The sequence below is a fragment of the Flagellimonas okinawensis genome (assembly GCF_029194005.1).
Taxonomy (GTDB): domain Bacteria; phylum Bacteroidota; class Bacteroidia; order Flavobacteriales; family Flavobacteriaceae; genus Flagellimonas; species Flagellimonas okinawensis.
In genome coordinates, this window is record NZ_JARFVA010000011.1 from 1 (window position 1) to 25,362 (window position 25,362).

Here is a 25,362-nt window from a genome sequence, read left to right on the forward strand (position 1 = left end):
TTCATTACTGTCCCATTAAAATCTAAAATAGTTCTTTGAAATATTTGAAATATAGTTAGTTACAGAGGTTTTTCGATTAAACGGATTTCAATTTTAACTTTTGCAATTCTTATACAGATTTGCAATGCATAAAGACAAATTCGTTTTCTCACAGCTTGTTTCCTTTTTGGATAGAAACAAGTTCAATTATATTGTTCGTACCTATCGGGGGGATAAATATGTGAAGCACTTCACCTGCTGGAACCAGTTGCTCGCTTTGATGTTCGGCCAGCTCTCCAATCGTGAAAGCCTTAGGGATCTGGTAATCGCACTTGATGCCCACCGATCCAAATGTTATCATTTGGGAATGGGGAAGAATGTCTCTAAATCATCTTTGGCAAGGGCCAATCAGGACAGGGATTACCATATCTTTGAGGAGTATGCCTACTATTTGGTAAATCAGGCCAGAGAAACCAGAACTACCAACATCTTCGATCTGAGTGGCCACGTCTATGCTTTCGATTCGACAACGATCGACCTGTGTCTTTCCGTATTCTGGTGGGCAAAGTTCCGAAGGAGAAAAGGTGGCATCAAAGTACACACCTTGTATGATGTGGAAACACAGATACCGGCATTTTTTCATATTACCGAAGCTTCAGTACACGACTCAAAGGTTATGAAAGAAATTCCTTATGAACCAGGGTCCTACTATATATTTGATCGAGCCTATAACAACTTTAAGATGCTGTATAAAATCCATCAGATAGGTGCTTACTTTGTGATCAGGGCAAAGAATAACCTGCAGTACAGATCCATCAAGTGGAAACGCAGATTGCCCAGGAACGTGCTTTCAGATCTGACCATTGGGTTGACTGGATTTTACCCAAAGCAGTACTATCCTGGGTCACTGCGGCTTGTCAGATACTGGGATGAACTACAACAACGGGAGTTCGTCTTTTTGACCAATGCTACTCACATCTCAGCCCTACAGGTTGCTGAACTTTATAAGAACCGCTGGCAGGTAGAGCTGTTCTTCAAATGGCTGAAACAACACCTTAAAATCAAAAAGTTCTGGGGTACTACCGAGAATGCCGTGCGAATCCAGATCTATGCTGCCATCTGCACCTATTGTTTGGTGGCCATCGTTCAGCACGATATGAAACTGGAGAGAAGTACTTATGAAGTGCTGCAGATATTAAGCATCTCCCTGACCGATAAAACGAACCTTCGGGAACTCTTTAGCAAAACTAAATTTCAAAATGACAAAGAACGAAATAGGCTTAATGGGCCAAATTTATTTAATTTTTAAAACGTCCCAATTTTAATGGGACACTAGTGTTGATACTTAATACTTTCATAATCCCCCATGCCCATATTGATCTTTAGATAGGGCTTTCCCATCATAGGCTCCACCTTTTCCACATTGTCGATGATTTCATTGCAACGCTTTTTATAGCTTTCAAATTCATGAAGGATTCTCTCGTGCTCAACTTTTGGAACAGTGTTTCTAGACTCCAAAAAATCCATTCGCTCTTCCTGTATCTTGATTGGTTCACGTTTAGGTTTCCTCCCATCCTTTACATAGGCTTCATAAAGGATGAGTACCATTTCATAGGTGGGCCTGATACTGGTCTTTTCCATGTTCTTGATAATGGCGATGAGCCTATCGAATTTTTTCATCATCTGACGCTCCAATTTTTTGATGCTGTCAAGGATGACCTTTGTTCCCTCTCCAAAAGGATCAAGGTTGTTCTCCTTGAAGTATTGTATCATTCCTTCCAAAACCTCGCTATGGGATTTGTTGAACCTTTTGGAATAGCTGCGAAAGCGTGTGGCCGTTTCCTTCTTTACGGTGATATTGGAATAACCCCCCGTCCCTTTCTTTATTTTACCGTTGGTTGATTGCTTTTCCATAAGTGCGATTTTGTTTTTTTAGTGAAATTGTGTCAATTTTTTCGTCAAAAATTTCCAGTGTTTATGGGGCTTCCCAAAGGGTTTACTGTAGATTTCGGAAAAGCCTACTGTAGCCCTTGATTTTGCACAGTATTCCAAAATCTGTTCAATTGACTGGTTTTCAACTTGTTGAAGACCCGAAAACAACCGTGATGGCGCAATCTGCGCATCACCCTCTTGCTATTCCTTCGTCCCGCAAGCGGGACCAAATGAATACAGCATGATTGAAAATCAGCTGCCCTATAAATTTTCTTTGGTTTGTACGGACTTTAGGAAAGTCAAATCAATTATTTATTTGCCGCACAAATTATGCTTGAAAGCATATTATAAATATAACCTTTTTACTAAAAGAAAAATACGTTGTGAATTGATGAATGGTAATATGAACTGATTTGAATAGTTATTTTTTTAGATATAACAATCACTTATTTATTAATCCATACAATACGAATGGCAAAATAATTGAGCCAAATGTAAGTGCCATTGAATATATGAAATCAGTTACACCCCCGTCCCTATCAGTCTTCGGTTCTTTCTTAAATAATCCTTTGTATATTCTTCGAAGAGGCCATTGCAACATTAAAAAAGTTAATGGCATTAAGGTAAATGGCCCTAACTTTTCAGTTAATGTTTTTGGAAAATTATTTACAAAATCCCCCCCATAAACCATCAATACAATTGCTATTGCAAAACAACCTAGATACAGAATATCTTTTTTAAGCATTTCATTATCAATAAAAAACCAAATAGAAACTCCGGCATATAAAAACCAAGTTGCTCTTTCTTTTTCAAGCATGTCTCTATCTCCATTGATATACAGAAAATGAAATATTAATAGTATGAAGAGTACCAAAGATATTATGGTAAACCTTCCTTCAATGGTTTTAAAGAATTGCTTCTTATCAAAATAGACACTCGCTTTTTTAGAAACTATAATAGAATCTATCGGTGATGTGCTTACTGGTGTTAACTTAAAAAATTCTGGAATGCTGGAATTAACTTTTTTTATTCCACCACCAAAGTCAATCTTGAAATGAATATTATTTTCTGTAACCACATAAACGTTATCATATTCAGTATCATCAGAAGGAATATAAATCAATATGTCCTGACCTTTAAAATTACTACTCTCATCACCTCCTGTATATCCCAATATTTCTATGGCCCCCTTTATATCTTCAGGGTACTTTAAATAGTTAATTAAGAAAAAGAACAATTGGTTAGAGAGGTTATTAACTTCTATCTGGATTGAGTCTTCAACTTGGAACAGATTAATGGTCAATTTGCTATCTAAACTTTCGAAATACAAATCAATCCATTGTCTGATAGCCAACTTTAGATTCTTCTCAGAATAGCCTTTTACATTAATCAATCCTTCCATTATTCTAATAGTTATGCTGTACTTCTCGAATTAGCCCATAATAGGCTTCAGAAAACAAACGTATCTCCCTTTCTTCATGATACCTTGTATATAATTCCATAAACAGCCTCAAAACAAAGTATAATATCACAAGTGTCCAGTTGGAAATTACAAACGCTAAAATCAAAGAAGTCAAAACCCCAAAAATATTAAAGGTCTTGACCAAAATTTTCAAAGATTTTATAAAGTCTGTTTCAACAACGAATTCATTCTTTTCGTTCAATTTTCCCTTAACTCTGTAAAACTTATGAGATTTTAGCCTTACCAATTCGAATTCCTTCATATTGACAAAGCCTTTATATTTTCCGCCTGATACAAGTTTATGTAGGGCTGAAATAGTATAATCTGTTTTGATTAGTGTAATGCTCAAAGTTTAATTTTAAGTCTTTCTTTAACTAACTTAAGTAGCTTTTCAACTTATTGAAAAGGATTCTTTCTTGTATTCGATACACAAACCAAAACCATAATAAACCAAAAGGTGTAAGCCATAGCGCCCAAGTTAGAAAAACTTCTTCTGATGCTAACGCTGCAATAATTGCAATTACCATAACTGCTAGGAAAAAGTATAATTCAATTCGGATTTTGGTTCTAAGTGAAACTTTTGTCTTGCCTGACTCCGTTTCAATTAAATTGGCATAGCCTTTTATTCCATCTGCAAACCCTGGATTAAATTTTACCATTATTGTTCCCACCGAAAAGTTGGATAAAAATTTAAATGATTGATAGTCTATCCATTCAACTCTAAATTTTTGGTTATTCTGAAACCTTAATTTTTCTTCTAATTGCTCAATGGTCCCATTGAAAAAGAATTCATCCTTTAAAACTATCCAAGGAAATACCTCATTCATTATTTTCTTTCAACGATTTCAGAATTAAACATTTTCATGACCAATTTCCCTAATTCTGCATTATCACAATGTGCCGAAATTGTAGATGTAATTTCAAGTCTATTGATAAACCCAAGTCTAGTTTGAATTCTGAAAGTATTGTTCCTATCCGTTAATCCGCTTACATCAATAAGTGTATAGTTTTTTTCAAAACCCCTCATTGATTTTTCTTTACTCACATGAAAAGCCGTGTAACCGTCCTTTTTACTAGATCGCTTTGCATCATATTCTTTTATATCAAATTTCTGGATGTTTCGTTTTATCGCTTCTCCAATCAAGTCATAAGAAGAATCAATTTTTAATACTTCACACTCTTCTTGGGAGTATCTGTATCCTTGATTAGGTTCTTTATAAAATGGGGTGACTATGATTTGTTCATGCTTTTCAGAAATATAAACAAATACATTCTTGATGATTTTTAACTTTGGTTCCTGTGGAGAGAATGTTATACTCTTTATTTTCATGTTTAAATATTCCTGAAAATGTACGAAAAACCAAGTAAATCAAAGATTATAAAAAACCTAAAAGACGAATTTTCGATGTTTGGCAATGGGGTTCTTATTATTCTTGGGATTATATTGTTTCTTGGATTGATAATACTTTTTATAAAGTTGTTTTCGTATATCTGGGAATATTATACCTCACCACAATTCAGAAAAGATAATCTAGAGCTACAAACAGCTATTTGTGTTATTCTGCCCATGATTTTGGCCTCAATATGTTTGAATGTATTTAATCGAATTAAAAAACGCCTTAAAAACAAAGTTTGACAATTTCAATGAAGAAGAGATAGAACTAAATATTAAACCAAGTGAAATCAAGATAAATCGATTCAAGATTTGACAAATAGGCTATTATCGTGTTAAATACTGTTAAAAAATGAGGTGTTTGCAAATTGTTTGCAAAAAAATAGGCCTCAGAAAGAGAAACTCTCTGAGGCCCTATGAATACTAGTGATCGCGGAAGGATTCGAACCTTCGACCGTCTGCTTAGAAGGCAGATGCTCTATCCAGCTGAGCTACGCGACCAAACTTTGCGGGTGCAAAGATACTAATGTAACCGGTTGTAAAAAATATTTTTTTGATTTCTTGCAATTTTTATCAAAAAACCCCATCGACCAGCTCCATCAATTTTTACTTAAACCCTATCTCTTTCAATCCTTTATGGCTGATTTCGATAACTTCCAAAGGTTTTTTGTCCCAGGTCATATCCTGCTCAACGAAATATTTTACCATACCGGAAGTGTCCTTTTTATCCAAAATCCTCTTAAAATCAATGGTACCTTCCCCTACCGGAGCAAATTTACCTTCTTCATCCATATCCTTTACATGCCATAATTTGAACCTTCCCGGATACTTCTCAAAATAAGCCACAGGATCTGCTTCTGCCCTGGTTACCCAGTAAAGGTCCATTTGGAAGTTTACATATTTAGGGTCGGTGTTTTCCAACAGATAGTCGATCGGCTTAATGCCATCCTCGTTGTCCTTGTACTCAAAATCGTGATTGTGATAAAGTAATTTTAATCCCACTGCCTCACATTTCTTGCCCAAAGTGGTCAAGATATCAGCAAAATCTTCCATAGAACCTTTCATGCCCATTGTTCTTTCCTCGCGGTTAAAAGTGAACATACCCATTGGTGGTACCGGAATGGTAAAATATTCAAACCCTGCCGCTTTGGTATCTGCGATCAATTGGTCTGCATTTTCCATAGTCACCATGCCCATATGTGTGCTGACAGGGGTCAATCCAATACTTTCCAAATAGGATTTGAATTCCTGTGGTTCCATTCCATAGAACTTACCTTCGTTGTATCCAGCAGCTTCGATATACGCATAACCGGCATCGGCCACTTTCTGCAAAGTTGTTTTGGCATCTTCGCCCATGTTATCCCTGACCGTGTAAAGCGCAAGACCACCAAAGCTATCCTGGGCGTAAAACGATAATGTAAAAACCAAAGTGAAAATAAGGGTGAATATCCCTTTCTGAGTTAAATTTCTGTTCATCATTGTAGTTTGTAGTTAATTGCGGTTTTTTAAGTAGTACAATATAGGGTTTTCCACATTAATATTTTAAGGGGATATTGTTAGAATACAGTTGGTTCGAAGCATAAAAAAACCCGTCATACCTGAGAGTAGTAACGGGCTTAAAAACAAATGAGTGCTATTTTTTTAAATTTCATTTAGCCTAAGGGCCAACTTTACCTTTATTTCATCATGTACCTTGATCATTCCCAACACTTTTCGCGGCGGTTCAAGCCCAAAGTCGGTCAATTTTAGGGCAATGGTGCCATCCACACAAATATTATTGCCCTGTTGCTCACAATACAATTGGGTTTCGTAGTTTCTGGTAACTCCTGCTATTTTGATTTCCATACCCACCCCGATTTGTTGATTATCAGGTTTTGGTGGGTCAACATAAAGTAGTCTTAGTTCTACCTGAGGATGCTTTTTAGTCTGTAAAAGCTCACGAAAATCCTTGTTTATGGCCTTTCCCCCACAATCAAAACAATCGTTCGCCAATTTAAGCTGTGCATTTTTGAATTGTATGAGCTCCGCCTTTTCATCATAGGTCAACCTAATGGGAAGTTCCAGTTCCTGTAGATTATACTTACAGGTAAACTCGTTCACATTGGTCGTGCCGGAAATAACGACCTCGCTTTCCGGTGCCACACGAACCTTGGTCTCACGAACCGGATCGGTAAAACCAAGAACGGCTACCACTACGGTAACAATCAAAAGCATTTTGGTGATATGTGGAATGGAGGTTAACATGATGCCTAAATATACTATTTTTTTAAGTTTTGAGACCTAGGACATTGCTGTCCTAGGTCTAATCATAATAAAACCAATCGTATTCTAGAAGCTGATCACAGCTTCCAATAAAAGCCCTTTGAATTCACCATCATGGAAGATACTTGTGGTATCGTAACCATCATATTGTTGGTTTACATATTCTATTTTGGCCAAGATGTTCTTGGTCAAGAACACACCACCACCAAGTTGGAATCTATCAATGGTCACTTCTGAACCGGATGGGTCGTCTGAAGTTACTGTATTGTATCGAGTGCCCAAGTAGAAGTTCTCACTGCTACCGAACCTGTAGATCAATTCACCTGCCAATTGTGTAGCGGTTCTGTCGTCGGTCTCGGCATCGGTCTTACCGGAAGCGGTCTCGAATGTTCCGAAGAATTCCAAACCTTTATATTTCACGAACGGGTTGATCATAAAGGCAGTGATCTCGTTGTTGAAACCTGGGTTGTATCTACCAGATCTAAAGTTACCTGATGTAGAGGCCTCTGTATCTTCCATTACCAAGTAATATCTAGATCCTGAACGGTCTGCACTGTAAAGATAGGTTATAGCAGATTTGCTTGTGCTATACATGGAACCAGTGATCCTAAGTCTCAAATCTTCGTTGATCTGACCATCGTATCCCAATTTGGCCAATATAGAGGCACCTGTAGTCTCTGGGTTGCTCACAGCTTGGTTCAATTTACCATTGGAAAGCCCGAACATTCCTATGAAACCGTTCTTTCTGAAGTACACCTCACCACCTACCTCAGTAGTAAAGGCATCCATGATCAAGTTACCAACAAATGGGTTGTGCATGGCTTGGGAGTTATCCGTTCTTCTAAAGTGGGCATCACCATAGTTGTTTTCCATGTGCCCTACCTTAATGGTTAGGTATTTCATGGCTTCTTCCAAGAAACCGGGGCTGATGAAATCCAAATTGTCCACTTGGAAGTATCCACCTTTTACATAAGGTTCTGGGTGGTGACGAGAAGACAAGTAAGTTCTTAAGTGCATTCTAACACCTTTGGCCAAGGCCACGTCCAAATCCAAGTTGGCAGTTGCCAAGTTAAAGTTGTCCCCGATCGGGATTAGTTCAACAGCACCAGAGTTTTCATGGTCGATTGCTTGGAACTGCAAGGTTGAGGAACCCCCTACCCTAACTTTCACTCCATCAAAGGTTGAAACAGTATCCTTTGGAGCTTCGAAAACGTTGATTCCGTTTTTATCGGGTGAACGGAAATTGTCCAGTTGACGGTTTTGGGAATATCCCGATAGGCCTACTAGGAAAGCAGCAGCCAATAATCCGTATTTTGCGTATTTTTTCATTGTTGTAGATTTATTAGTTGAGTATTAAGATTTAAATTATTTCCAAACGGTATTGTAGTGGACCTCGATTTCATTACCGGTGGTAATGGTTCCCAACAAGGCCTTTGGTGGCTCAATGTTGAAATCGGTCATTTTAAGGCCCTTTTTGCCTTCCAATAGTACTTTACCCTCATCCAGGGTAAGGTCGAACGGAAGGTCAATTGTCTTGGTACTTCCAGCGATAGTAAGGTCTCCGTTAGCCACAACTTTGTATTTGTTGGAGGACACAGGGGAGATACTTTTCACGCTCTTCATGTTGAATACGATCTGTTTGTGGTTTTTGGTATCCAACGCTTTGTACGTGTTTTTGTCCATTGCTCCTTTTCCACTTTTTAAGCTTTCGGCCTCTACCGTAAACTTAAGGGTGCTGATTGTTGGAAGTTCTCCTGTTTTATCAACCGAAATGGAGCCTGATTTCTGCTCTGCCACCTCTTCCCAATCATGCAAGGTAGAAGTACCTGTCACCATGACCTCTCCTTCACCTTTACTAATTTGGTAGCTCTGTGCGGCAAGTGCGATCGGAATCAATCCGAATGTCATTAACATAATGACTGACTTGATTGAAAACGGTCTTTTTTTGAATTGTGATTGCATAGTATTTTGGTTTTGTTGGGGACAAAGTTCAGGTAGGAAACAAAATCAAAATATGATAAATGTCATGATTCGCATAATGTGCTGATTTTCAGTAACAAAAGTTACAAAATATTTCTATTTTATTGATTTTTAACCGAATATAGGCTCAATTTCACCTAACCGGATTCCATTTGAATGGCTAGAAAGCCCCAGCTTTTCAAAAAGTACTTCATAATCCACTGAATCACAGACAAAACTCCTGAAACACTGACTTTTATCATGTTCTGGCCCGGTAGTACCATCTAATTTTACAATCAGATTTTAGCATTTATCAATCTCTTAATAGATATAAAGATGGAAACACTTACAGAGAACCAACTCAGCGTTTACTCTTTCGGTAATAAAAAGGCCGATGGGGGGCGTGACATGAAGAACCTGCTTGGTGGTAAAGGAGCCAATTTGGCCGAGATGAGCCGCATTGGAATACCTGTGCCCCCGGGCTTTACCATAACCACAGAAGTATGTACACAATATAATGAAGAGGGAAGGGAATCCGTGATCGCACGTATAGAACCTGAGGTCCGCAATGCCATAACAAGTATTGAGGAGACCATGGGCTCTATTTTCGGCGACGATGAGAATCCCCTGCTGATTTCGGTACGTTCCGGTGCTCGGGTATCCATGCCTGGGATGATGGATACGGTACTTAACCTGGGCCTTAATGATGAATCCATTAAAGGCGTGATCAAAATGACGGGCAACGAAAGGTTTGCTTGGGATTCCTATCGTAGGTTCATTCAAATGTACAGTAGTGTGGTCATGGGCCTTAAACCGGAATCCAAGGACGACCTCGATCCATTTGAAGAGATCATCGATCATTTAAAGGACAAAAGAAGAATCGATCAGGACACCCAGTTCACCGTTCAAGATCTTCAGGATTTGGTGTACGACTTTAAGGACATCGTTAAAAAAAGAACTGGAAAACCTTTCCCTACCAACCCTTGGGACCAATTATGGGGCGCCATTACCGCCGTATTCGACAGCTGGAACGGTGATCGTGCCATTTACTATAGAAAAATGCACGGTTACCCAGAAGATTGGGGAACCGCGGTAAACGTACAGGCCATGGTATTCGGTAACATGGGTGAGGATTCTGGAACTGGGGTATGCTTTACCAGGGATGCGGGTACCGGTGAGAACATGTTCAACGGAGAGTATCTTATAAATGCACAAGGCGAGGATGTTGTCGCTGGAGTGCGTACACCGCAACAGATTACCCTTTTGGGATCTCAGCGCTGGGCAAAACTAGCTCAGATCGATGAAGAGGAACGCAAGGAAAAGTACCCTTCACTGGAAGAATTGATGCCCAAGATCTACAAGGAATTGTTCGAATATCAAAACAAACTTGAGACCCACTATCAGGACATGCAGGATATGGAATTTACCATTCAACAAGGTAAACTCTGGATCTTACAGACACGTAACGGTAAACGTACCGGTGCGGCCATGGTAAAAATTGCCATGGACCTTCTCAAAGAAGGACTGATAGATGAGAAAAAGGCCCTAATGCGCATAGAGCCCAACAAACTAAACGAGCTATTGCACCCTATCTTTGACCCTAAGGCCCTGAAAGAAGCCGAAGTAATCGCACAAGGTCTTCCCGCATCACCTGGAGCGGCCACCGGCCAGATTGTCTTCTTTGCCGATGAAGCCGATAAATTCAAAAACAGCATATTGGTGCGTGTGGAAACATCCCCTGAAGATGTGGAAGGTATGAACGTTGCCAAAGGTATTGTTACGGCCCGTGGGGGAATGACCTCCCATGCTGCGGTAGTGGCAAGGGGAATTGGTAAATGTTGTGTTTCCGGTGCCGGAGCGCTTAAGATCAACTACAAGACCCGAACATTGAAAGTGGACGGCCATGAATATCATGAAGGGGACTGGATTTCCATCAATGGTTCTACCGGTAATATTTTGGAAGGCAAGGTAGGTACCAAGGAACCCGAATTGAGCGGTGAATTTGCCGAGCTCATGGAATTGGCGGATTCCTATGCACAGCTGGAAGTACGCACCAATGCGGATACCCCTAAAGATGCCGAAATCGCCAGAAGTTTTGGCGCAAAAGGTATTGGTCTTACCCGTACCGAGCATATGTTCTTTGAAGTGGACCGAATCAAGGCCATGCGTGAAATGATCTTGGCCGATACCGTCAAGGGACGCAAACAGGCTCTTAAAGAACTATTGCCGATGCAACGAGGCGATTTTGAGGGAATATTCCGTGCCATGAAGGGCCATCCCGTGACCGTAAGGTTATTGGACCCACCGTTGCACGAATTCGTACCCCACCAATTGGCCACCCAAAAAGAGCTTGCGGACGACCTTCATATTTCACTGTCATCCGTGAAGACCAAAGTAGCCGAACTGGAAGAGTTCAACCCCATGCTGGGACACCGTGGATGCCGTTTGGGAAATACCTATCCGGAGATTACCGAAATGCAGACACAGGCCATATTGGAAGCTGCGATCAACCTGAAAAAAGAGGGTATCGTGACCAAACCTGAAATAATGGTTCCCTTGGTAGGTACCGTTGAGGAATTCAGACAACAAAAAGAAGTGATCGACAAAACCGCCCAAGACGTGTTCAAGAAACGTAAGGACACTGTGGAATACTCCGTGGGTACCATGATCGAGACACCAAGGGCGACCCTTGTTGCCGATGAGATCGCTGAAATTGCCGATTTCTTCTCTTTCGGGACCAATGACCTTACCCAAATGACCTTTGGCTATTCAAGGGACGATTCCGGTAAGTTCTTGCCGGTCTACCTTGAAAAAGGAATCCTAAAGGCCGATCCTTTTGAAGTATTGGACCAAAAAGGCGTAGGACAATTGGTGGAACTTGGAACCCGAAAAGGCCGTGCATCACGACCAGGGCTAAAAGTAGGCATCTGTGGTGAACACGGTGGCGAGCCAAGCTCCGTAGGTTTCTGCCATAAGGTTGGAATGAACTACGTAAGCTGCTCACCCTACAGGGTTCCGATTGCGCGCGTAGCAGCGGCACAAGCCGTGATTTCATAAATTTAAATAGACCTAACCATTCTGTTTTTTTGATCCCCGACCTTTATCGTAAAAGTGTCGGGGATCTTTTTTATTATCCCCATAAATTTTAAATCGAACGTAATTATGGGCATCTTTGTCCTACGGACGACCAGCATGGAAAATAGCAACGAAAAAACGGCCATTAAGACCACCTATTTCAGTATTGTAGGCAATATTGCACTGGCCTTGACCAAAGGCTTGGCCGGCTTTTTCGGCAATTCCTATGCATTGATTGCAGATGCCATTGAATCCACGACGGATATTTTCTCTTCCTTCCTGGTACTGCTCGGTTTCAAATACGCCGAAAAGCCACCCGATGAAAACCATCCCTACGGACATGGAAAGATCGAACCTCTCATTACTTTCATTGTCGTTGCCTTTTTGGTGACCTCGGCCACGATCATCGCTTACGAGAGTATCCAACATATACGAACACCGCACAAGGTACCCGAGCCTTGGACCCTTATTGTCCTGGGAGGTATCATTCTATGGAAGGAGATTTCATTTCAGGTAGTGATTCGAAAGAGCAAATTGACCCAGAGCACCTCGTTGCGGGCAGATGCGTGGCACCATCGCAGTGATGCGATTACCTCGGTAATGGCCTTTATCGGTATTTCCATAGCCCTGCTCTTCGGCGAAGGATATGAAACAGCAGATGATTGGGCCGCGTTATTGGCCTCTGGCTTTATACTGTACAACAGTTATTTGATATTCCGTCCGGCCTTGGGAGAGATCATGGATGAACACCAATACGATGACCTGATCTTGGAGATAAGAAAGAAATCCTCCCAGGTCGAAGGTATTTTAGGGACCGAAAAATGCTTTATACGAAAATCCGGAATGAAATACCATGTGGACCTCCACGCCATTGTAGATGGTGGGATAAGCGTGGAAAAAGGACACTGGATCGCCCACGAACTTAAGGATTACCTCCGCAAGGAAATCCCCAATTTGGGCCATGTCCTCATTCATATCGAACCCAACGAATACACGTACAAATAAGGTTGTTCTTTTCCGCTAGATGGTTTTTAAATACTTCAGCTTTTATAAAAGCTGCATTTTTTGAATGCTCAAAATCATCTTCTACAAACCCAATGATTTTATTCAAACTAATGAATATCATAGGATTGAATTTAAAACCATGCTACCTTGATTTCAAATTCCACTGAAATGGACAAAAGCGAAAACAAGGTGCACAATGGCCCAGATGACGGTAAAAAGATCTTCAGGAAAAAACGCACCTGTTCCCGTACCTTTTTCTATCTATTGAACCGTGAATTCGGTCATTTAAAAGAACCCGAAGAACGGGCTTCGGACTCCTTGGCAGGTGGTATTCTGCAAGAGGGGCACCAATGCGGCATGCTGTGGGGCGCTTCATTGGCCGTAGGTGCGGAAGCGTACCGAAGATACCATCACAGCAGTCTTGCCATTGCAGTGGCCGTTCGCGCAACACAAGAGATCATGGCCTCTTTCCGAAAACGGGAAAAGACCATGGACTGCAGGGAGATCACCCAATGTGATTTCTCCAATAAACTGAGCATGGCCAAATATATGATCACCGGAAGGTTCCTACATTGTTTTCAGCTTGCGCAGGACTGGGCCCCTGAGGCAGTAAGGTCTGCTCACGAAGGACTGAACACAGCTTCCCGACCCCAAACAACTAATTGCGTAAGCTGTGCTTCTGAGACTGCCAAAAAAATGGGTGCGACAGATGAGGAATCCATAATGGTGGCTGGGTTTGCCGGTGGGCTGGGACTTAGCGGAGGTGGATGTGGGGCATTGGCAGCGGCCATTTGGCTCAAATCCCTACGATGGTGCCGAGAGATACCAAAAAAATCATCTATGGACAACCCTTATGCCATGGATACATTGAATGTGTTCCAAGGGCACACCAACAAAAAAATGCGCTGTTCCGAAATTTCGGGAACCCATTTTAAAAATCTTGAAGAACACTCTAGGTTTTTGGATAGTGGAGGCTGCGCTGAGCTGATCCATATGTTGACCGAAACTAAAATCACCAACTTTTAAAAGTTGGTGTTCGATATGATTAATAGAACGACTAATTCCATACACGATGAAAAATAAAGGATTGTACCAAAAATATCTGTTCACGGGAATACTGCTCGTACTTGTTGGTCTTGTTTGCACCATGGCTTTGAAGGACCCATTGGAACCCATCGGCAATGTTTTGGTCGCCATTGGTGGACTGCTGGTTGTTTTTGGCCTGAGCAAAAAGAAAAGGTCTGAAAAAAAGGGTGATTGACCTAGGAGATTAGTTTTGGTTCCAACCACAACCAACCCAAACTTAAAAGCAGTACGGCATAAAACCAAATTGGGGAAATGGGCAATAGTTCCTCTTTAGGTGCTGAAACCGAAACGCCAAAATCATTTTCAGAACCGAACCTATAGCGGTTGGCCTTTAAGGTTTGATAATTATCGATGGATGTCAATGCTTCATCAGCATGAACAAAAAATGAAACCGGGACCAATGAATCCAAAGCAAACTGAAGCTGGTTCCATCCTGTTTTCCTTGGATAATGCCTAGCCGTCCATTTCTGTGCGATCAAAGCATCTTGAAGCAATGGTATCGAAACTCCCGTTTCTGTAGTAAGGGTCATATCTTCATATGATGTCCGAATCTCAAGGTCGAACGGTTCGTCCTTTCTCGGATATCGGGTAATCCTCTTCCATTGCAATGCACCTTCCCATGAGCTAACAGTGTTTTTTAAGATTTGTGTCCAAATACGGGCATAAAGGTCCTGTTCTCCATCCAATACAAGTTGATACGTGTTTTGGAGCAACGTAGTACCAACCTTTCCTTTTTCCATAGGAACATAAGCAGCCACGACCAAGGAATCCAAACCGATGTCCTGCTTACGAACGGAACTTTGAAATTGAAAAGGATACTTGTGCAGGTTCCGACCTGTTTCCCCGGTGCCGAACTCTGAAGCAACATCACGCTTGAACTTAAAAGGGAGATGGTCCCGTGATACTTGGAACAAGCCTTCGTCAGGCTGTATAAAAACACCGAGCCCATTGGACTTAATGGCCTGTTCCAATGCATTTTTAGAGCTATCACCTAGACCAATATAGGAATCAACGTCAATGATCAGCAAATCATAGGATGCCAAATTCTCGTTGGTAAACCCATATATGGGGTTGGATGCGCCATTATAAAACTCAAATTTATACTTGCCTTTGGTAAGTTGTGTGCGGGCCAATACTTCATGGCCTCGTTCGGTCAAGAAATTTTTTAGGTATTTCGCCTCAAATGTCGGGAATGTATTGATCATAAGAACCTTCAAAGGTTTTCCCTCGACTATTTCAACCGGAATGGGCTCATCGGATAGAGTGCCCTCTTGATCTCTTTCCAATAGATGATAGACAAAACGACCACTGGCCTTTGGCTCTGCCTTGAGGATAATCTCTTGTTCCTTTATTTGCTCAAAGGGCACCGAGTCCAAGGGATTGCCCCCATTGTCGGCCAGAACCGCCCAATGGCCCTGCTCAGGTCCCGAATACTTGGCACGTACTTCCAAGGTTTCACCCAACATCGTTTCATTTCCAGTTGAGATAGCGGTCCATCCGGATACTTCCTCGCCTCCCATAAAGGCGACGGCCTTTTCATCCAATTGCCAGAGGTCAAAATCCTCCAGGCCATGCCCCAAAAGGAACAAGGAGTCTGCCCCGTTCAAAATGGACAAGGGTTTTCCCTTGGCATATGTTTCCAAGGGAATTCTTTTATACATAGCCCGTAAACTATCCAATTGGGAAGGCCGATACCCTTCTGTCAGTATAATGCCCTTCCCAAGGGTCGATTCCCTCCAAGTACTGGGTTTCAATACCAACATGACGAGCGAAGCCATACCTAAAAACGCCACCACTGTTTTGAACCAAAACCTAGGTCGGTATCGTTGGGAGCTCTCCTTCCAAACAAAAACCGCCCAAAGGAGCACTCCTACAAGCATAACGGGCCATAGCCATTGCTGATTCAAGAACACCACACTATTGTTCATATACTCCCAATTCTTTTAAAAACAATAAATCCATCTCGTTCTTTTGACCGGCATTCTTCATGGGATTACTCTTTATCGATGGCAATACGGACAATAGATCTTTACGTACCGCCGTAAATTTTTCCGTGGTCCTGTTCACTGATTTTTCCAGATCACGAAGCCCTTGCAGTACTTTTAAATATTTTAAGGGTTCCAAAACGGCCCTTTGGGCCAATTCGTTCCCTGCATCCCGAATAAGATTCTGATCGGCATTGGAAAACGAGCTATTGCCATCGATCAAGATTTCCAATCGGGAAACTACCTTCCTGGCCGATGCAAAGGACCCTTGGTACGCATAAGTTTCGTTTTTACTATAGTTGGTGATCTTCTCTATATCCCCGCTCAATCTGTTCTCCTCTTTAATGGGAGGGGGGTCGAATCCGATACGGTGCACATAAATCCTGGCACTGTTCTTTATTTCCTGTATAATATCGAGGGCCTGGTATTGATAGGGCAACGATTTCTCCGGCTCGAACAACCTCAAATACAATTCGGCTTCCCACATGATGTTCAGGGCATCCCTGAGCTTTGCTTTCAACGATTTTTCGAACAGGGTCGATTCCTCTGGATCCGAATGGTTATGAAGATAATCGTGAAGCGGGTCTTCCTCCTCCTCCTGGTCCTCATTCCCATGATCGTGTTCCTCTACCAAGTTGTGCTCATTATCGCTATCGTGTTTATGGCTATACCCATCCAAAAGGTCTTCCTCTGCATCTTCTCCCGAATGCCCATCATTCCCTTCTTGGTTGGATGACACTTGCCCTGGAGCTGCCTGTAATTCTGTCTCATCTCCCATGAACTGACCATATTTCAATCGCAATTGCTTTTGGTCAAACCCCAGTTCGTTGCTCCTTGAATTGAATTCCTTATCTGTAATATCGGGCCGTTCGGCCAATAACTTTTCGGTATCTATGATCAATTGACGTTGGCTCCTAAAATAGTCCGGCATCAGGTCGACGCCCAGATTGCCCTCCACGGCGAAGGGATCTGTAATGGTATCCCGAATAACGGCAAAAAAAGTTTCACTCCTTGCAACGTTTGCGGAAGGTGTCCTTTGGTCAAGTGCCTCGACATAGAAATAGAGTTCGTCACCGGGGTCCATTTTAAGCTCATCCAGATCCAATGCCTGTTTAAGCTGGAGTATCCTGCTCCCTTTTCCAATGCTGGCATCAAACGCAACTTTTTCCTCACGGAATTTTACGGATTCCCCGGAGCCTTTGCTCACTGTAGCGATGATGTAGGCATCGGCAATCCCAAAATCATCGGAAATGTCGGTATTGAACACCATTCGTTTATCTTGGTCGAATTCAAAGTAGCTATAATTGTCCAGACCTTCGATCTGGACCAGTGGAGGTTCGTCCGTGACCATTTCCAAAGAATAGAGATCGCTCACATGCTCATGGCCTTCCCTATCGGTGAAGACAAAACTGTAGAATCCCGAAGCTCCCAAGTCCATTTTTAAACGATGGCCTTGGCCGGAATTTGTAAATGCGATCGGTTCACCCATCAAATCCATTTTCACATCCTGTACACCACCGTCAAACTCCAAGTCCCATATGATCGTTGAGCCCTGCACGGCCCTTAGGTTCGGGTCTGTGGTTCGCAATGTCCCTTGCCCCGTATAACCAGGATATTGTATGGTAATCATGGTCCGGGTCAATGTAGGAATCGCCGCTGTATTCAATAGACTGTCCTTGGGCTCAAAGCTGATGGATTCTTTGTTTGATTTGTCAAGTTCCGCTGAATCCCCCATACCCTGTAGTGCCCAACGGCCCGCAATCCCTACCAATACCATGGCGAACATCACCAAGGCTGCCCTGAACAACTTATGGGGTGGTCTTAACTTGGGCAAAATAGGCTCCAATTGTTCCGAAACGCGATATTGCTGGAGTTTGGATAAATTGGAGAGTTCGCCTGAAGCCAACAACAAAAGCCCGCTGCTATATCCCGCCTCCGGCAGATGGGCATCGATATACCCTACCGCATTATCGACAGTTATCCTCCAGGGTCTTAATATAAGTACCGCGACAGCGACCGTTACCAGTAACACAATGATACCATAGAGCACCTGATTCGTCAGTAGATATACAAAACCACCAAAGCCCACGGCATAAAGAACCGCCTCTACATATTTGGATTGCTGCCACCGCCATTGAAATTGTTTGATATCCCCTGCTCCCATCATTGTTTCTTAAAGTGTGCCATGACCCGTTCCAAAAGCATCAACAAGCCGAGCAGACCGAATACCCAAAAGGAAACATCGATCATTGTTGCTCTTTCCCGTTTTTTTCTAGGGGCCACATAATTGGGCTCTAGTTCTGTTACCTCAAGCTGTCGCCCATCGGCCCTTTCCACCAGCTTATCCAGTTCACTGGCCACCCCCAAAATATAGAGCAACTGTTCGGTCAAGTGTTGTTCTACCGTGTTTTTGGGATCCAATCGTGAAGTGAGCCAATATACATCCTTTGTTTGACCGGCTTGGATCAAACGATCGGCAATGGGATCTGCTCGATAAACCAACCACTTGCCATCCCCATATTTTGGTTCCGTACCCAAGGCAACATTCAATTGGGCTTTATTTTCTCCCAATAAATCCCCTTCTCGATGAACGATGATAGGTTGCTTCAAATATGTGGACAAAGCCTTAAAGGATGCCTCGATATAGTGCCCCTCGCGTTCAAATTCTTCCTCCACATACATATTTATATGGAGGGTGTCCAAGCTAGCCAATGGAACGGTTTCTTCACTTTTGGAAAGTAACCGAAGACTATCGCCCCCAGTAGTAAGCTCAAAGCCATCATCCAACATTTCCCTTTCGATCTTAGTGGCCCTGCTATTGCTGGAAAGGGTTATCAACTCAACTTGGGGATCACGGTCTATGGCCTTCAACGGCTGGACCGGTGTTTCTTCAGATTCCAAGACCACCCAGTGGATCTTCTTTTGGGTATTGGGCCTCATGGACCGAAATCCTTTCACCAATGCCTTGGTAAAGACCACGATGCTATCGGAGTGCAAGGAATCCATTTTTGGCACCAATTGCCAATAATAGGGTTGCTCCCGGTCCTGTCGATATTCCATATCGGGATTCCAATGGGGAAATCCATTTTTCAGCAATCGAACAGGGGACCCTTCCTGTAAACTATCCAATATCGTTCGAAGGGAGGCATCGTTCACCAAAGACTCTTCGACCAAATAGGTAACTTTTTTTTGATTGCCCTTGGTTCGCCAGTGCGGCCCCGCCATCAACATAACTATTAATGCCACGATCAGCATTCGCAACAACAATAGGAGCCATTCGTTCAACTGTATGCTACTGGATTGCCTGGAATTGGATTCATCCAATAATTGGATGCTCCCTATTTTAATGGTATTGGCCTCTTTCTTGCTCCATAAATGAATTGCCAAGGGAACCAAAAGTCCCAAAAGTGCCCAGAGATATGATGGATCTGTAAAAACCATTTACACCAATCGTATTCGTTCTTTTAAAAAGAGTTGCAATGCATCACCCAAGTCACTGTCCATTCGAAATACATGGTAATGGACCCCTTGCATCAACAATCGTTCCTTTGTGTTCGCTATCTTTTGTGCCAAGTTCTTCAAATAGGTCGACCTGGCCTTGTTGACGTCCACTTTTACCTTGGCACCGGTCTCCAAATCTTCAAAAGTGACGGATTTTTTAAAATCAAAGTCCATTTCACTGCCCGTCATAAGTTGAAGTACTATGACTTCATTGTTGGCGGTTTTCAGGTTTTTCACAAAGTCCGAAAGTTCGGAGACATCCTCGTACATATCGGTCAGGAAAAACACCAGCTCCTTTTCGCCCCTGTTGTGCAGCCTTTGGGATGCAATGGAGAGTTCGGGCCATTTGCCCTTGGTCGAAATGTTCAACAGCTCCAATAACAAACGGTTGAAATGTTTCCGGTCCGCTTTGGGGTAAATGCTCACAAAATCATCCTCATTAAGGGCAAAAAGCCCTACGGAATCGCCTTGTTTTTGTGCCATATGCGATAGACAGGCCACCATGACACGGGCAAATTCCAGTTTGCTCACCCCGTTCTCCTTATGATCCATGGACGCGCTTGCATCCACAATAAACTTGACGGTTACATGACTTTCCACTTCGGACTGTTTGATATAGTACCGGCCAGAACGGGCCAGCATTTTCCAATCCAGCAGCCGTAGATCGTCCCCGGGCTCATAACCTCGGTATTGACTGAATTCCATACCGGGCCCCACGCTCTTGCTCCGGTGCAGACCAGAGGTATAACCTTCCACCACAATACGCGAAATGAGGCTTAGGCCCGATACCGAATTGATGACATCAGGTCGTAAAAGATCGTGATAGTCCCTTTTCGCCATTAGTTGTCCCTTAATTGAATTGCCTTGAGGATTTCGGTGGTCACCGTATCCGATGTGATGCCTTCCGCATCTGCCCTAAAGTTAACCAGCACCCTGTGGCGCAGGACAGGGAGCGCTACGGTTTGGAGGTCCTCCAAAGTCACGGCCAATCTGCCTTCCAATAGTGCATTGGCCTTGGCCGTCAAGATCATGGCCTGGCCCGCACGAGGTCCTGCCCCCCAATCCACCCATTGTCTCACGTAATCCACTTGGGTGGTATCCGGACGGGTGGCCCGTATCACATCGCTTACATATTGGATCAACCCGTCGCTAATCGAAACTTCACGCACCAGTTGCTGTAATCTGACGATATCGTCCCCTGACAATACTTTGTCCAGTTGGGCTTTTTTTGTCCCCGTAGTGGCCTTTAGAATCTGTGTTTCCTCTTTATCCGTGGGATAACCGATTTTAATGTAGAGCAGGAAGCGGTCCTGTTGGGCCTCTGGCAGTACAAAGGTTCCCGATTGCTCGATAGGGTTCTGGGTGGCCAGGATAAAGAAGGGTTTGTCCAACGGGTATGTCTTATCGCCATAGGTCACTTCGAATTCCTGCATGGCCTCCAAAAGGGCAGCCTGTGTTTTTGGGGGCGTTCTGTTGATCTCATCCGCCAAAATGATATTGGAGAAAATAGGGCCTTTGTTGAACTTGAAAAACTTCTTGCCCGTGGTATGGTCCTCTTCCAATATTTCCGTCCCGATAATATCGGACGGCATAAGGTCGGGGGTAAACTGTATGCGTTTGAACTTTAAATCTATGGCATTCGAGAGTGTACGGATCATCAGGGTTTTGGCCAGCCCGGGAACTCCCTCCAGTAAGGCGTGCCCACCGGCAAGAAATGTGATCAGCAATTGTGAAACGGTCTCTTCCTGACCGATGATCACCTTGCCTATTTCCTTTTTGAGGGCGGTCAATTTTTCGGAAAGCCCTTCTACTTCAGTTGCAATTTGTTGTAGTTCTTTATCCAATTTAATGTCGTTAAGAGGTTAAGGCGTAAAGCACAATATTCACCCCGAACCGGGTATTGTCTATTTTGTACCAGCGTTTGTTTCTAAAATCGTAGTCCCATTCACATCCATAGTCCTTGTTGCTGTAGAGCACTGCTATCCTTCCATCGACCACAATGGCCTTGAGGTAGTCGTGCACCAAGTCGTCCCCCCATCCATTCAGCTCTTGTGAGGTGGTGGGCGGTCCATCATCAAATTCAAAGAAAATAGTATATATCTCGTGGTCGTTGGGAATTTTTTTCAACTCTCCCGGCCCAAAGATCTCATCCATCTGGCGTTCGAACGATTTGGCGAACAATCCGTCGATGTCATGGTTGCAGTCATCGGCAAAGACAAATCCCCCATTTCGGACATACTTTTCAAAATTCTCCCTTTCCTTTTTGGTGAACTGTACCAATTTATGTCCAGATATATAACAGAACGGACTTTTAAAAATATCGTCACTTGACAGCGTTATGATCCTTTCCTGGGTATCCACCTTTAATGTGGTGTACTCCACCAAGGAGTTCAACAGGTTGGAGGGCATGCGCTGATCTACATCCCAATCCCCTGATTCGTACTGTAAGCGTGTAAAAAAGAATTCGTTGTCCAATGCCATTTGGGTCGTAGGCTAAAATTGCCGAAATAAAAAACTGGCGATCAAGGATGACCTGACCACCAGTTTACTGTATTATTGCCGTTTATACGGCGTCCGAAAGACTGGTGAACGTAAAGTCTCGGATCTTCATATAGGGTATCAGGTTCCCATTGACACGTACTTGTTGTCCAAGGGACTCCAAATTGTTCAACATGATGATCGGGCTCTCATTGAACCTGAAGTTTTTCACGGGGAACTTGATTCTTCCGTTCTCAATATAAAAAGTCCCGTCCCTGGTCAGACCGGTATAAAGCAAGGTCTGAGGATCCACACTACGGATGTACCAAAAACGGGTCACCAAAATACCTTTTTTGGTTCCTTTGATCATATCCTCAAGGCTTTCGTCCCCACCTTCCATGATACCATTGCTTGGGAAAGGAACAGGGTCTACGCCCTTTTGTTCCGCCCAATAACGGTCATAGGCCAAATTCTTTACCACACCGTTCTCGATCCAACTGGTTTTCTTGAGTGGCTGTCCCGCACCGTTCCATGTGGATGTCGGCACTTCGGGATTCAAAGGATCGGACCAGATATTGACGCGTTCATCCACGATCTTCTGTCCCAGTTTTGTACCACCGTCCTTTGCGGACATAAAACTCCTTCCCTCGTCCGCTGATCTTGCATTGAACGAACGGAACATGTTCTGCAACAGACCGATGGAAGCTGCAGGTTCCAGGATCACCGTATACTTACCTGGCTCTATGGCACGTGCTTCCCTGGACATTACGGCTTTGTCTATCGCAATCTTGGATGCCTCTGCGGCATCGAACTTATCGATATCGTTGTAATCCCTGGTTACCCAACCCGAACCGGTACCATCATTGGTACGCATGGTCACGGTGAAATCCACATCCGTGGATTGGTTGTAAGCGAACAGTCCATTGGAATTGATCATGGCCGAAAATTCGGCCGAATCGTCCAAGAAACCGGCAGCGGTCACATCCTGAGCTGCTGCGGGCTCGATACTTTTATAGGCCACCTCTGCCCGGTACTCCGGTGTTACCTTGGCCGTTGATTCCTTATAGGTGATCGACTCATCATAGGTCTGAGGTCCCAAAGGAGGCATGAACTCAGGGTTCTCTGGCGATAATTGGGCCAGCTCCTCTGCTCTTCTCACCACCTTTTCCAAGGAGGCGTCATCGAACTCATCTATGGTCGCTGTTCCCACTTTTTTACCAAAACTGGATTGGACCACCAGACTCTGTGTTGATCTATATCCTGCGGTGGAAACCGTATTACGTGCATATCTGATATTTCCGCTGTTACTTCCACTTAGGTTTATTTCGCAGGCATCGGCCTTGGAAAAACTCAAAGCCTTTTCCAAAATCTTTTTTGCTTCTTCTCTAGTATATATAGCCATTGTCTTATTATTTAAAATGAATAAACCTTAAATGGTCCTACCTGTGTTGATTACATTGATTCCGTTGAACCTTGCAGTGGAACTACCGTGTGAAACGGCACTTACCTGAGAAGGCTGGCCCTTGCCATCGAAGAAAGACCCGAACAACCTGTAGTCGTCCTTATCACATATTTTGGCACAGGAATTCCAGAATTCTTGCGTATTCGACTGGTATGCCACATCCTCTAGCATGCCCACGATCTCACCATCCTTTATCTCATAGAACAATGTTCCTCCAAACTGGAAGTTGTAGCGCTGCTGATCGATGGAATACGATCCACGGCCCAATATATAAATACCTTTTTCCACATCCTTGATCATATCCTGCATAGAGTACTTTTCCTTACCTGGCTCCAAGGAAACATTGGGCATACGCTGGAACTGCACATCTTCCCAACTTTGGGCATAGCAGCATCCGTGGGATTCGTTTTGATCGATCATATGAACCTGATCACGGATCGCCTGATAGTTTACCAAGACACCGTTTCTGATCAAATCCCATTTTTTGGTCTTCACCCCTTCGTCATCGAAACCAACTGCACCGAGCGAACCTTCCTGGGTCTTATCGGCAACGATGTTCACGATATCGCTACCGTATTTAAAGTCTTTGGTTTTCCATTTGTCCAAGGTGGCAAAACTGGTCCCTGCATAATTGGCCTCGTAACCGAGTACACGGTCCAATTCCGTTGGGTGGCCCACCGATTCGTGTATGGTCAGACCAAGGTGGTTGGGTTCAAGGACCAAATCATATTTACCTGGCTCCACGGACTTTGCAGAAAGTTTCTGTTTGGCCTGTTGCGCGGCCATGGTGGCATCTTCAACGATGTCATAGCTTTTACTATAAAGCTTGATACCCTCAGGTCCGGAAAGTTTTTCGGATTCCAGTCCATCCATATACTCATATCCCATTCCCATTGGGGCGCTCAATGCCTGACGGGTCTTGAACTTACCTGCCTGACGGTCGATCGCGGTAACGTTGAAGGTTGGCCAAATACGGTGAACGTCCTGGTCGATATAGGATCCATCGGTCGAAGCGAAATATTTTTGCTCATTGACCATGAAAAGAGCGGAGTTCACAAAGTTGGCACCATTGTCCATAGCAGCGGCATTGGCACTGAGCAGCAAGTCCACTTTCTCTGAAATCGGCACTTCCTTAAAATCCTTTTTTATCGGGGTCTTCCAAGAGACCTCTCCATGTCCTTGCACCGGAGCAAGCACCACGGGTTCCTTTTGGATCTTAGAGTTGGCCTTTGCAATGGAAACGGCATGTTGGGTAGCCTTTTTGATTCCATCCTCTGTGACGTCATTGGTCGAGGAAAACCCCCAAGTACCATTGGCAATTACGCGTATCCCGATACCAAAGGATTCGGTATTCACCACGTTTTGGACTTTGTCCTCCCTGGTGAACACGTACTGGTTCAAATATCTTCCGATACGGGCATCGGCATAGCTGGCGCCCATGGATTTTGCCGTATTAAGGGCAACATCGGCCATTTTCTTTTTAAGTACGGTATCCATGCCCGGTTCGAGCAATGCTTCCACGGGAATTTCATTCCCTAAAAGAAGCGAGGGCATCATCATTGCCCCTGCACCCATACCGGCGTACTGTACAAAATCTCTTCTTTTCATATGTTAGTTATTTAATTTACTTTGAGTTACAATGGGTTTTTCAGGAACCGATGATCTTTGCCACCACTCCGTTCCCGACCATGGGTCTTAAAATTAAGTACCCCTTCCTTAGTATTATGTTAATTTTAACCTAAAATCCCCCAACGACAGGCTTGAATGCCCGAACGACCTCCAA

At 43.3% G+C, this 25,362-nt stretch carries 22 protein-coding genes and 1 tRNA gene; 5 read left to right on the forward strand and 18 right to left on the reverse strand.

Annotated features, from left to right (window positions below):
• Window positions 1-124: 124 nt before the first annotated feature.
• The gene (locus tag PY091_RS18205) at window positions 125-1,288 is read left to right on the forward strand and encodes an IS4 family transposase (RefSeq protein ID WP_093980379.1); all 1,164 of its coding nucleotides are present in this window, start codon (window positions 125-127) and stop codon (window positions 1,286-1,288) included.
• Between the two features lie 23 nt (window positions 1,289-1,311).
• On the opposite strand, the gene PY091_RS18210 is transcribed toward PY091_RS18205, so the two are convergent.
• The 10 genes from PY091_RS18210 to PY091_RS18255 form a co-directional block, all read right to left on the reverse strand.
• Complete coding sequence (locus PY091_RS18210; RefSeq protein WP_275650913.1) at window positions 1,312-1,893, reverse strand: BfmA/BtgA family mobilization protein; 582 nt, start codon at window positions 1,891-1,893, stop codon at window positions 1,312-1,314.
• Window positions 1,894-2,353: 460 nt separating this feature from the next.
• Entirely contained in the window at window positions 2,354-3,313 is a 960-nt protein-coding gene (locus tag PY091_RS18215) for a hypothetical protein (protein ID WP_275650914.1), read from the reverse strand.
• A gap of 4 nt (window positions 3,314-3,317) precedes the next feature.
• Window positions 3,318-3,722 carry a hypothetical protein gene (locus PY091_RS18220; protein WP_275650915.1) on the reverse strand — a complete coding sequence of 135 codons (405 nt, stop codon included), beginning with the start codon at window positions 3,720-3,722 and terminating at the stop codon, window positions 3,318-3,320.
• Between the two features lie 25 nt (window positions 3,723-3,747).
• On the reverse strand, window positions 3,748-4,200 hold the full coding sequence (locus PY091_RS18225; protein WP_275650916.1) for a hypothetical protein: 453 nt from the start codon (window positions 4,198-4,200) through the stop codon (window positions 3,748-3,750).
• Window positions 4,200-4,703: a hypothetical protein gene (locus PY091_RS18230; protein WP_275650917.1), complete on the reverse strand. Its 504-nt coding sequence runs from the start codon at window positions 4,701-4,703 to the stop codon at window positions 4,200-4,202. Before PY091_RS18230 ends, PY091_RS18225 begins: the two co-directional genes overlap by 1 nt.
• A 490-nt stretch (window positions 4,704-5,193) precedes the next feature.
• Window positions 5,194-5,267 (reverse strand) — tRNA-Arg (locus tag PY091_RS18235).
• Window positions 5,268-5,372: 105 nt separating this feature from the next.
• Window positions 5,373-6,242 carry a sugar phosphate isomerase/epimerase family protein gene (locus PY091_RS18240; RefSeq protein ID WP_275650975.1) on the reverse strand — a complete coding sequence of 290 codons (870 nt, stop codon included), beginning with the start codon at window positions 6,240-6,242 and terminating at the stop codon, window positions 5,373-5,375.
• A 165-nt stretch (window positions 6,243-6,407) separates the two neighbouring features.
• On the reverse strand, window positions 6,408-7,010 hold the full coding sequence (locus PY091_RS18245) for a YceI family protein (protein ID WP_275650918.1): 603 nt from the start codon (window positions 7,008-7,010) through the stop codon (window positions 6,408-6,410).
• Between the two features lie 84 nt (window positions 7,011-7,094).
• A complete protein-coding gene (locus PY091_RS18250; RefSeq protein ID WP_275650919.1) occupies window positions 7,095-8,357 on the reverse strand; it encodes a hypothetical protein in 1,263 nt (420 codons plus the stop codon).
• A 36-nt stretch (window positions 8,358-8,393) separates the two neighbouring features.
• Window positions 8,394-8,942: a YceI family protein gene (locus PY091_RS18255; RefSeq protein WP_275650920.1), complete on the reverse strand. Its 549-nt coding sequence runs from the start codon at window positions 8,940-8,942 to the stop codon at window positions 8,394-8,396.
• Between the two features lie 381 nt (window positions 8,943-9,323).
• Between PY091_RS18255 and ppdK the strand changes: the two genes are divergently transcribed.
• The 4 genes from ppdK to PY091_RS18275 all read left to right on the forward strand — a co-directional run bounded on the left by ppdK (window position 9,324) and on the right by PY091_RS18275 (window position 14,328).
• Complete coding sequence (gene ppdK / locus PY091_RS18260; RefSeq protein ID WP_275650921.1) at window positions 9,324-12,044, forward strand: pyruvate, phosphate dikinase; 2,721 nt, start codon at window positions 9,324-9,326, stop codon at window positions 12,042-12,044.
• A gap of 105 nt (window positions 12,045-12,149) precedes the next feature.
• Window positions 12,150-13,067: a cation diffusion facilitator family transporter gene (locus PY091_RS18265; protein WP_275650922.1), complete on the forward strand. Its 918-nt coding sequence runs from the start codon at window positions 12,150-12,152 to the stop codon at window positions 13,065-13,067.
• 168 nt (window positions 13,068-13,235) lie between these two features.
• Window positions 13,236-14,093 (forward strand): C-GCAxxG-C-C family protein, encoded by an 858-nt coding sequence (locus PY091_RS18270; RefSeq protein WP_275650923.1) that lies wholly within the window; start codon window positions 13,236-13,238, stop codon window positions 14,091-14,093.
• A gap of 46 nt (window positions 14,094-14,139) precedes the next feature.
• Entirely contained in the window at window positions 14,140-14,328 is a 189-nt protein-coding gene (locus tag PY091_RS18275; RefSeq protein ID WP_275650924.1) for a hypothetical protein, read from the forward strand.
• Between the two features lies 1 nt (window position 14,329).
• Here the strand turns inward: PY091_RS18275 and PY091_RS18280 are convergent, their stop codons facing one another.
• The 8 genes from PY091_RS18280 to PY091_RS18315 form a co-directional block, all read right to left on the reverse strand.
• The gene (locus PY091_RS18280) at window positions 14,330-16,081 is read right to left on the reverse strand and encodes a hypothetical protein (protein WP_275650925.1); all 1,752 of its coding nucleotides are present in this window, start codon (window positions 16,079-16,081) and stop codon (window positions 14,330-14,332) included.
• Complete coding sequence (locus tag PY091_RS18285) at window positions 16,071-18,305, reverse strand: tryptophan-rich sensory protein (RefSeq protein WP_275650926.1); 2,235 nt, start codon at window positions 18,303-18,305, stop codon at window positions 16,071-16,073. Before PY091_RS18285 ends, PY091_RS18280 begins: the two co-directional genes overlap by 11 nt.
• Window positions 18,302-19,579, reverse strand: coding sequence for a BatA domain-containing protein (locus tag PY091_RS18290; RefSeq protein WP_275650927.1), 1,278 nt, complete (start codon window positions 19,577-19,579; stop codon window positions 18,302-18,304). Before PY091_RS18290 ends, PY091_RS18285 begins: the two co-directional genes overlap by 4 nt.
• Complete coding sequence (locus tag PY091_RS18295) at window positions 19,580-20,479, reverse strand: DUF58 domain-containing protein (protein WP_275650928.1); 900 nt, start codon at window positions 20,477-20,479, stop codon at window positions 19,580-19,582.
• Complete coding sequence (locus PY091_RS18300; RefSeq protein ID WP_275650929.1) at window positions 20,479-21,483, reverse strand: AAA family ATPase; 1,005 nt, start codon at window positions 21,481-21,483, stop codon at window positions 20,479-20,481. The genes PY091_RS18295 and PY091_RS18300 overlap by 1 nt, the downstream gene beginning before the upstream one ends.
• A gap of 10 nt (window positions 21,484-21,493) precedes the next feature.
• Complete coding sequence (locus PY091_RS18305; RefSeq protein WP_275650976.1) at window positions 21,494-22,114, reverse strand: DUF4159 domain-containing protein; 621 nt, start codon at window positions 22,112-22,114, stop codon at window positions 21,494-21,496.
• Window positions 22,115-22,202: 88 nt separating this feature from the next.
• A complete protein-coding gene (locus tag PY091_RS18310) occupies window positions 22,203-23,519 on the reverse strand; it encodes a TldD/PmbA family protein (protein WP_275650930.1) in 1,317 nt (438 codons plus the stop codon).
• 27 nt (window positions 23,520-23,546) lie between these two features.
• Window positions 23,547-25,187, reverse strand: a complete 1,641-nt coding sequence (locus tag PY091_RS18315) for a TldD/PmbA family protein (protein WP_275650931.1) — start codon at window positions 25,185-25,187, stop codon at window positions 23,547-23,549.
• Window positions 25,188-25,362: the final 175 nt, after the last annotated feature.